The organism is Kribbella sp. DT2 (assembly GCF_049844575.1).
Taxonomy (GTDB): Bacteria; Actinomycetota; Actinomycetes; order Propionibacteriales; family Kribbellaceae; genus Kribbella.
This window is the reverse complement of record NZ_JBNCLH010000015.1, coordinates 20965-29899: the sequence shown is the minus strand read 5'-3', so window position 1 is coordinate 29899 and position 8935 is coordinate 20965. Positions and strand designations below refer to the sequence as shown.

The window sequence follows — 8935 nt, the reverse complement described above, 5'->3', positions numbered from 1 at the left end:
GAAGAATTATATATTTGGGTGCCTGGTTGCGGTTGTCTGATTAGCTGAGGAAGCTTGTGGTCCTTGTATGACCTCCGTCTCACTCGTGAAGAAGCACTGCTGGCATCGACCGCTGGCTTGCTCGCGCGCTACGTATTCGCGCCTGACCCGAGCAGTGCGCCGACGAGCAGTGCCGTTGGTTGAGTTCGGGTGAAGCACGTTGGGTAGTGTCGGGGCGTGACGGCTGATGGCGGTACGGAGTCCACGCTGTGGAAGATCCATGGTGAGCGACTGATAGACGACACCCGCCGATTGCGCCTGAGCATCGCGTCGGTCGAGCTACCGGATGGTGTCCGGTTCGAGCAGTACGTCCTGCGGATGCCCAAGGCCGCCATGATGGTGGTACTCGATGACAAGCAAGAGAACGTGTTGATGATGTGGCGACACCGCTTCATCATCGACCGCTGGGTCTGGGAGCTGCCGGGCGGCTACGTCGATCCCGGCGAGGATCCAGCGGTGACCGCAGCACGGGAAGTCGAGGAGGAGACTGGATGGCGCCCGCGGAACGTCAAGCCCCTCGTGTCGCTGCAGCCCTCGGTGGGCACGACAGACGCCGAAAACCTGCTGTTTGTGTCGTACGGTGCCGACTACATCGGTGAGCCGGAGGACATCAACGAAGCGGAACGGATCGACTGGGTACCGCTCGACTCGATCCGCGAACGCATCGATACCGGCCAGATCATCGGCGCGGCGTCCCTCGTCGGTCTGCTGCACGTGCTCGCGTTCCATGCCGGCTGATCTCGTCCAGCGGTGACACCCCGATCTCGATCATGCTCTCGAACAGAGAGTTGACCGGTTCGACGTTCTGGTACGGCGCTAGGTGTGTACCAAGGTCCTGCAGATAGCTGGTGCCGCGCATTGATCGCACCGACGTGGCAAGTGTGGTTGCCTCCATGCCAAGGGCGCAGGACTCTTCCAGCCGACCTTGATCCGCCAGAATGGTAGCGAGCAAGGCCGTGTTGAACAGACGGCCACGTTCATACCCGTCGGTCATCTCGAGGGACCGCCGTGCGAAGGGTTCGGCATCCCCAGCTAGCCCGAGGTCGCGAAACGCGTGCGCGAACTTTGCCGCCAAGTACGCGTGGTCGAAGTAGGTGAGCCACTGTGGTCGCTCTTCAGCATCCGACCTGTTGAACGCGTCCTCCGCGCGGCTCAGCGCAGCCAGGCAACCTGTCTTGTCGCCCTGTAGCGCGAGGCCATGGGCTTCCATGACGGCCGCCTCAGCCTGCAGGAGTTTCAATCCAGATCGCTTCGCACTGTGCTGGGCTGCCAGGGCCAGGTCGATGGCGCTGTCGGGTGCACCATGAAACGCTGCCTGATGGCTCATACCGGCCAACATCTCGCTGGCAAGTCGCTCATCGTCGGCTTCATGACAGAGGCTCAGTGCTTGACGCAGATGAGTATGGCCGTGTGCATGCTGGCCGGTGTCATACGCCATCCAGCCGGCCAGGTGGTGCAGCTCGGCGGCAGCCGCGAACAGGTCGGGCCGGCCGACGCCCGATGTGCTCTCCTGCAACAGCGGTGTGACCGTCGAGTTCAGGTATGAGCTCACGACCGAACGGTTGTGACCGCCGCCGTACCGGTTGTCGAGGCGACGGAAGACCTGCGTCATCTCGCGAATCTCGGTGCTGGCGTCCGGTCGAACACGGCTCGTGCGCCGGTTCGCGCTGGGCACTGTCCCTGCCAGCAGGCTGGCCCCCACCGCGGTGAGACCCACGCCAGCCGACTTGATGAACTGCCTCCGATGCACTCCGTCTCCTTCGCCAGGTGATTGAGCCTGCACGATAAAGCCACGGTCGGAGCGCGAGTATGCATCGACGCCATCCTGGCCATCGTCGTACTCGGTTGGCACAGGCGGTGCTGTCAGATCGGATCGCTCCATACGGTCGAGAGGCCGGGCCGTCAGGCTGAACCACAACAGCTGCTCGGGGATATGCAGGGCCCGAGCCCAGCGATCCAGCTTGGCGAGGTCGTGCACGGGAGTCTTGCTGCGCTCGATGCGGCTGACTTGTCCTTGGGTAAGCCCTAGCCACTGCCTGACGAGCGCCTGCGTCGGCTCAGGCCGTTGGAGCTTGCGGTAGACCAAGAGCAGCTGGCCGAAATGGCGCTCGGCAATCGCCTCTTGAAAGGCCGGGTCCTCCCAGAAGTCAGCGGGTAAGACCGGAGCAACAAGCGCGAGCTCGGGGGCACGCCGAAGGCATGGCCCACACTGGTCATCGCGGTTGTCCACTGCCAGATATGCGCCGCAGGATCGACAGGTTCGTCTCTCGGGACGCGTCACCTTGTCAACACTACCGGTCACCGATCGCCCATATGCACGACGCACATATTCCAGAATGCGCATATGCTTCGGCGTCGTTTCCCATCACTGAGGGGCATTGGATGGTTGTCCTCCGATAGCCGACCCGATCGACGGGAATGTGTGGACCATGTACCACCTGATGTGGCCCCTCTGGCTGCTGGCCAGTGTGCTCTACGCCTTCATGCTCCGTGACATCGCGATGGAGGCGAACGGCGAATGAAAACCCACGTGGAGATGCCCCTCCCCACTGACCGCCGCGTCCGTGTCTGGTTCGGGGAACACGTCATCGCGGACTACACCGCCGAACCAGCGAAGGCCATCCGCTATCAGGCGGCGATGACGCGCCGCTTCTACAGTCTGCGAGTGACGATCGAGCCGGCGGTAACTGATGCAGACCTCTCGTGAAAGGCCAGCGTCGACGACCGTGGCGGGATCGGCTCTGGGAGCGCCTGGTCGCCAAGTTCAGTTAGTGGATGGACGAGGAGCGTTAAGCGGCGACACCGACTACACGCGACCTTTGCTGCTCGGTTACATCCTCAAGCACCTGCTCATGACCGATGGCGAACTCGCTGACCTCGAGGACCAGCTGGAGGAGTTCGCCAAGGTCGAGGACTTCTCGATGGGAACGATCTACATCGAGGAAACCAACACGACACCGGCCGCGTTTGAAGCTCTGATCGAGGCCGTCAACCGGTACGACGTGACCACGGTCGTCATCCCGAGCCGCTTGCACTTCGACGCCCTCGCCGTGGCCCACGACGTCAGGAACACCTTTGAGCGGGCGACCGGCGCCCGGGTCGTCATCGCGAGCAACACCCCATGAACGGGCGGGACCGGTGGGGAGTCGTCGTCAGCCCTCCGTGCAGTGTGATCGCTGCGCACCCACCGGTCCCGTCACCCGAAAGCGGTTCCTGCCCGAGTGCGCCTCTATCCCTGCCGGCCCCGAGCTCGGGCAGGAACCCTCGAGACCGGCTGTCCCGGCGTAGCAGTGAGGCTGCACCGGGGCAGCCGTTCCAACCTCCCGCTTGAGGGTGTTGACGCGCCTGGGAGTGGCCGGGCCGTCCTGTCCGGTCGTCGAGTCCCGGGGCGGCGCGGCTTGTCTGATCCCGCCCCAACCGAAGTGAGGTTCTGATGTCCGATGTCCAACGGCTCAAGCAGCAGTTGCACCAGGTCGCGAACGAGGCCAAGCAAGCATCTGGTGGACTGGCCGGGTTCAAGCAGCGCTTCGGTCAGCACAGCGCGCAGATCGAGTCCTTGATCGCGGGGACGGCCACCGGTACTGACCGCGATATCACTCAGATCCTGGACTCGGCGAGCAAGGCCGTCGAGCGGGCGGTGGAAGCACTCCAGATCGCCGCGGCCGGCTGCGCGAGCTACGCCGACCAGATCTAGCCGGGTGGCGCCGTGCCCTCCGAGCTTCAGCGCGTTGCCCAAGGTCTCGTCGACTGCCTGGACGAGGCTCCCCGCGTCATTGCCGCGCTCGAGTATCGCGCCAGAGTCTGCCGAGATCACGCCGCACTCGTCATGCAGCTCTCCGGCGGCACCGCCACCGTTGCCGCACAGCAACTCGACGCCGCGGCCCGGGCCTGTGAAGCCGCAGCACACTACTTGAGCCTGGCGCCACCGAAGGCCCGCGATTGGGCGCTGCGGATGGTCGAGGGGATCCGCACGGGACCACCCGGCGATAAAGCAACCCGGCGACCAGATGCAGCGGGCGGAAGCACACCGCCCGCGGATCGTCGGCAGAACGACGACCAGGTCGAGCCGGAAGCCGACAAACCGAACAGGACCGCGGGGACGGGCGATGAGGCGAGCCCGGAGGATGAGACGCCACCGGCGCGGCGGATCAGCGACGAGGACGCCTGGCGGCTACTCGGAAAGTTGCCAGTGCGCGACGAGACCAGACCGATGCGGCAGAAGACGCGCGGCATCTGGCGGGACGAGGTTGGCAACGAGCATGATCTCGTGAGTGGACAGCGTCTCGGGGAGGACGGTGGCCAGGACCCGCATTACCTGCAAGTCAAAGATTTCCTGCGCGAGCATCGGATCGGTCGACAGGACGGCGAGCCGATGGGGGCCTCGCATGTCGAGTCCAAGTTCGCCATGTTCATGCGCGAGCGTGGCATCAAGCACGCCACGATCGTCGTCAGTAAGGTGCCGTGTCCCGGTCGCTTCGGATGCGATGAGCTGCTGCCCCGGTTCGTGCCTCCGGGAGGTAGCTTGACCGTTTTCGGCCCTGATGGCTTCAAAAAGACCTACTCCCAGCCTGACTAAGAATGGATATGTGACCATGGCGACTACTGTCGAGGCCTTCTACCGGACTGGCGCGGCTCCGACGCTGCTGCGCAGCGCCGGAGACGTCGAAGCACTTATCGACGCCGTCCTGGCGGAGCCGTTCGACAACTCCGTCATCACGCTCTACAGCGCCGCTCGTCCCTTGATGGAATCCGGCGTCCCTGACCACGAACTGCGCATCGCGATCAACGCCGAGGGCAAGGTCGGTGGCATTCGGTACGCCGGTGACGACGGCAGGGATGAAGGCAGCTGGTATGTGCCCGGGCAGACCAGTTCACGCGAGGAAGTTTTCTACTACTACTGCGGGCATGACCAGGGGTGGCCGGACGACTCCGAGGTCACCATCGAGCAAGTACGTCAGGCCGTACGGGAGTTCGTCGATGGCGACGGGGTACGGCCGTGGGGCTTTGAGTGGGCGGATTGGCCAGAGCGCGTCGCCTGACAAGTGGAGCGGTAAAGAAGTCGTTCGTAACGCTGATGGTCGACCCAGCATTTCGTTTCCCCGGGCTGACAGATCCACCGATTGGTGGATGTGGGGATCAACCGGGGCTCGGGCGTCACGGTCGATGTGGCGGGGGGCGATGCGCCGTAATTTCGCCGTATGACGGCATTGGAAGTACGGAATCTGCACAAGCGCTACGGATCGCACGTGGCCGTCGACGATGTCTCCTTCACCGTTGAGGAGGGGGAGATCTTCGGCATCATCGGGCCCAACGGCGCCGGTAAGACGACGACCGTCGAGTGCATCGCGGGGCTGCGGACGCCTGACTCGGGGTCGATCTCCGTGCTGGGGCTCGACCCGATCGCGGACCGGGCGGAGGTGCGTCAGCGTCTCGGGGTGCAACTGCAGGAGAGCAGCTTCCCGGACGCGATCAAGGTCGGTGAAGCGCTCGACCTGTACAGCTCCTTCTACAGCGACCCCGCCGACTGGCGTGAGCTGATGGAGCTCCTGGGGCTCACCGAGAAGCGCAACACGCAGTACCAGGCTCTCTCGGGTGGGCAGAAGCAGCGGCTGTCGATCGCGCTCGCTCTGGTCGGCAATCCCAAGGTCGCGATTCTCGACGAGCTGACGACGGGACTGGACCCGCAGGCGCGGCGCGACACCTGGAGCCTCATCGAGCAGGTGCGTGACAGGGGTGTCACGATCCTCCTCGTCACCCACTTCATGGACGAGGCGGAGCGCCTCAGCGACCGGATCGCCGTCATCGACGGCGGGCGGGTCGCCGCGGTGGACACGCCCGCAGGGCTGATCGCGCAGGCGAGCGCGGGGCAGCAGGTCCGGTTCCGCGTGAGCCAGCCGTTGGACAGGAGCGTGCTGGCCGAGCTTCCCGACGTGACCGACGTCGAGATCACCGACGGCCGCTGGGTGGTGACCGGCAGGGGACAGCTTCTGAGCAGCGTCGCGGGGGCTCTCGCCCGGGCGCAGGTCGTGGCGGAGGATCTCCGCGTCGACCAGCGCAACCTCGACGACGCGTTCGTGGCCATCACGGGACGCGCCCCGCGGTCCCCGGAATCCTCCGAGCGGAAGGCCGGCTGATGCGTGCTCTGCTGAAGATGGTCAAGGTCGAAGCGAAACTCTTCCTCCGGAACTCCGCCACCGTCCTGTTCGGGGTGCTGTTCCCGGCGGGACTCCTGCTCGGGCTGGGGGCCGTCCCGGCGCTCAGGGAGTCGACGCCGGAGACCGGCGGGCTCCGGTCCATCGACGTCTGGGCACCGACCGCGCTGGTGTTCGGGATGGTGATGATCGCCGTGCAGCACCTTCCGGCGGTGATCGCGACGTACCGTGAGCGCGGCATCCTGCGCAGGCTGTCGACCACTCCCGCGCATCCGCGGACCGTGCTGCTCGCGCAGATGATCGTCGCGTTCGCTTCCGTGATCGTCTCCGCGACCCTGATGATCTTCCTGGGCTGGGCGGTGCTGGACATCGCGCCGCCCGAGCGGCCCCTGGAGTTCGCCGTCGCTTTCGTCGTCGGCTACGCCTCGCTGCTCGGGGTCGGCATGATCTCAGCGGCCGTGGTCCGCACCAGCAGCGCCGCGAACCAGAGCGGCACCCTCCTGTTCGTCGCGCTGATGTTCTTCGGCGGAGCCTTCCTGCCGCGTGTCGTGATGCCCGACGTCCTGCGCGAGGTCGGAGAATTCGTACCGCCCGGCCTGCAGGCGCTCACCGCGGCGTGGTCGGCCGAGGCGGGCGAGATCACCGCCACCGCCGGTGGGCAGTCGTTCTGGCTGCAGATTGCCATAATGGCGGCTGTCGCAACGGCGGCGAGCGCGATCGCCGCGAAGCTCTTCCGCTGGGAGTAGGTGTCGATGACGCGGGATGCCGGGGCCGGCGAGTCCGGGACGTACAGCTCCGCCATCGCGGAAGAGGTGGAGAGCGCGCACCGCTCCCGCCTGGCCTGGAAGGCCGAGCAGCTGCGGGTCTGGGACCTTCTGCAGCTGATCGCACCGTGGCTCCTGCTGACGATCTCGACGGTGATCTACTGCGCGGGAGTGCTTCCGGCCTCCGGCGAACGCTTCTGGCCCGAGGGCGCATCCGTCCTCGGGCTGGTCGCGGTCTCGGTGCTGTGGGTGCTGTTCGGGCACACGCTGCCCATCATCAGGAGGACGCTTCGGCCCGTGCCGGCGGGCATCTTCCTGGTCGGGCTGCTGGCGCTGTGCGTCACCCTCATGACGTACGCCGACGTCTTCCTCGTCTTCACCGTTGCGGGCTTCTTCCACGCGTACCTGCTCCGGCCGTGGCAGCTGGGGGTGTTCGGAGTCCTGGCCACCTCCGTGGCCCTCAACGGCTCGACGATGCGCGTGTGGGCCGACCCCACCCCGGGATTGCTGGCGGAATTCGTCCTGATCGTCGCCGTGCAGACCGCGGCGATCGGGGTGGGCATCGTACTGACGGCGCGCAGCGAGCCGGAGGAACGCAAGCGGGAGGAACTCGTCGAGCGGCTCGAGGCGGCACTGCACGAGAACGCCGGGCTTCATGCGCAGCTGGTCGCTCAGGCCCGCGAAGGCGGGGCGCACGACGAGCGGCAGCGACTGGCCGGCGAGATCCACGACACGCTGGCGCAGGGTCTCGCCGGCATCATCACGCAGCTCCAGGCGGCGGAGCGTTCCGCGAGTGCGCAGGGCGGGACGGATGAGCACGTCGCGCGAGCACTGCGGCTCGCGCGCAGCAGCCTGACCGAGGCCAGGCGGTCAGTGCGGGCGCTCGCTCCCCAGGAGCTCCGGCGAGCGCACCTCCCCGACGCGTTGCGCGCTTTGGCCGAGCGATGGTCGGAGGACCAGGGGATCAGCGCGCAGGTGGAGGTCACCGGCACCCGGGAGCCACTGAGCCCGGCGATCGAGGTCTCGCTCTTCCGGGTCGCGCAGGAGTCGCTGACCAACGTGGCGAAGCACGCGAAGGCCACACGTGTCGGGGTCACGCTGTCCTACACGGGCGCCGAGGTGCTGCTGGACGTGCGGGATGATGGACGCGGATTCGCGCAGGCGGTCGGTGCCGGCTTCGGCCTGACGAGCATGCGCCAGCGCATCAGAGGGGTCGGCGGTCACGTGGAGGTGCAGAGCGCACCGGGTGAAGGGACCTCCGTCAGCGCGCGCGTTCCGGCGATCGCCCCCGGGGGCACGAGTGCACAGGAGGAGACCGGCCGATGATTCGACTGGTGGTGGTCGACGACCATCCGATCGTGCGGGGCGGTCTTCGCGACACCTTCGCGGACGCCGAGGACATCGTCGTGGTCGGTGAGGCCGCGAACGGTGCCGAGGGCATCGAACAGGCGCAGCGGCTGGCAGCGGACGTCGTACTCATGGACCTTCGGATGCCCGGGATGGACGGCGTCGCCGCGACCGCGGCCCTGCGCGCGTCGTACCCGAGTGCCCGGGTGCTGATCCTGACCACCTTCGACACCGAGAGCGACGTCCTGCCGGCGATCGAGGCGGGTGCGATCGGTTATCTCCTGAAGGATGCGCTGCCCGACGAGCTGATGCGCGCCGTCCGGGCGGCCGCGCGCGGCGAGTCGGTGCTCGCGCCGTCGGTGACGCAGCACCTGATGGGTCAGGTCCGCAGGCCGGGCGCCGGCACCCTGACCGATCGGGAGAAGCAGGTGCTGCAGCTGGTCGCGAACGGCACCTCGAACCGAGAGGCCGCGGCCGCGTTGTTCATCGGCGAAGCGAGCATCAAGACCCACCTGCAACACATCTACGACAAGCTCGGCGTTCGCGACCGGGCCTCGGCCGTTGCCGAGGGTTACCGTCGTCGCCTGCTGACCTGACGCTGTGGACGGGGACCAGAGCTGATCCCCGTCCTTG

11 protein-coding genes are annotated in these 8935 nt (G+C 66.4%); 10 read left to right on the top strand and 1 reads right to left on the bottom strand.

The annotated features are described in order from the left end of the window. Positions 1-216: 216 nt before the first annotated feature. Positions 217-777 (top strand): NUDIX hydrolase, encoded by a 561-nt coding sequence (locus ACLQ2O_RS39600; RefSeq protein WP_425842637.1) that lies wholly within the window; start codon positions 217-219, stop codon positions 775-777. Here ACLQ2O_RS39600 and ACLQ2O_RS39595 read toward each other — a convergent pair. Further along, positions 719-2320, bottom strand: coding sequence for a hypothetical protein (locus ACLQ2O_RS39595; RefSeq protein ID WP_425842636.1), 1602 nt, complete (start codon positions 2318-2320; stop codon positions 719-721). The two genes, ACLQ2O_RS39600 and ACLQ2O_RS39595, sit on opposite strands and share 59 nt — an antisense overlap. 237 nt (positions 2321-2557) lie before the next feature. Here ACLQ2O_RS39595 and ACLQ2O_RS39590 point away from each other — a divergent pair, with 237 nt between their 5' ends. From ACLQ2O_RS39590 to ACLQ2O_RS39550, 9 genes are all read left to right on the top strand, one after another. After that, positions 2558-2746 (top strand): hypothetical protein, encoded by a 189-nt coding sequence (locus ACLQ2O_RS39590; RefSeq protein ID WP_425842635.1) that lies wholly within the window; start codon positions 2558-2560, stop codon positions 2744-2746. Between the two features lie 64 nt (positions 2747-2810). Next, a complete protein-coding gene (locus ACLQ2O_RS39585; protein WP_425842634.1) occupies positions 2811-3164 on the top strand; it encodes a hypothetical protein in 354 nt (117 codons plus the stop codon). Between the two features lie 308 nt (positions 3165-3472). After that, a complete protein-coding gene (locus tag ACLQ2O_RS39580) occupies positions 3473-3733 on the top strand; it encodes a hypothetical protein (RefSeq protein WP_425842633.1) in 261 nt (86 codons plus the stop codon). Between the two features lie 12 nt (positions 3734-3745). Next, positions 3746-4615 carry a DddA-like double-stranded DNA deaminase toxin gene (locus ACLQ2O_RS39575; protein ID WP_425842632.1) on the top strand — a complete coding sequence of 290 codons (870 nt, stop codon included), beginning with the start codon at positions 3746-3748 and terminating at the stop codon, positions 4613-4615. 16 nt (positions 4616-4631) lie between these two features. Further along, positions 4632-5078: an Imm1 family immunity protein gene (locus tag ACLQ2O_RS39570; RefSeq protein ID WP_425842631.1), complete on the top strand. Its 447-nt coding sequence runs from the start codon at positions 4632-4634 to the stop codon at positions 5076-5078. 159 nt (positions 5079-5237) lie between these two features. Continuing rightward, entirely contained in the window at positions 5238-6173 is a 936-nt protein-coding gene (locus tag ACLQ2O_RS39565) for an ABC transporter ATP-binding protein (protein ID WP_425842630.1), read from the top strand. Then, entirely contained in the window at positions 6173-6937 is a 765-nt protein-coding gene (locus ACLQ2O_RS39560; protein ID WP_425842629.1) for an ABC transporter permease, read from the top strand. Before ACLQ2O_RS39565 ends, ACLQ2O_RS39560 begins: the two co-directional genes overlap by 1 nt. 6 nt (positions 6938-6943) lie before the next feature. Beyond that, a complete protein-coding gene (locus ACLQ2O_RS39555; protein ID WP_425842628.1) occupies positions 6944-8281 on the top strand; it encodes a sensor histidine kinase in 1338 nt (445 codons plus the stop codon). Beyond that, positions 8278-8898, top strand: a complete 621-nt coding sequence (locus ACLQ2O_RS39550) for a response regulator (protein ID WP_425842627.1) — start codon at positions 8278-8280, stop codon at positions 8896-8898. The genes ACLQ2O_RS39555 and ACLQ2O_RS39550 overlap by 4 nt, the downstream gene beginning before the upstream one ends. The last annotated feature ends 37 nt before the right edge of the window (positions 8899-8935 follow it).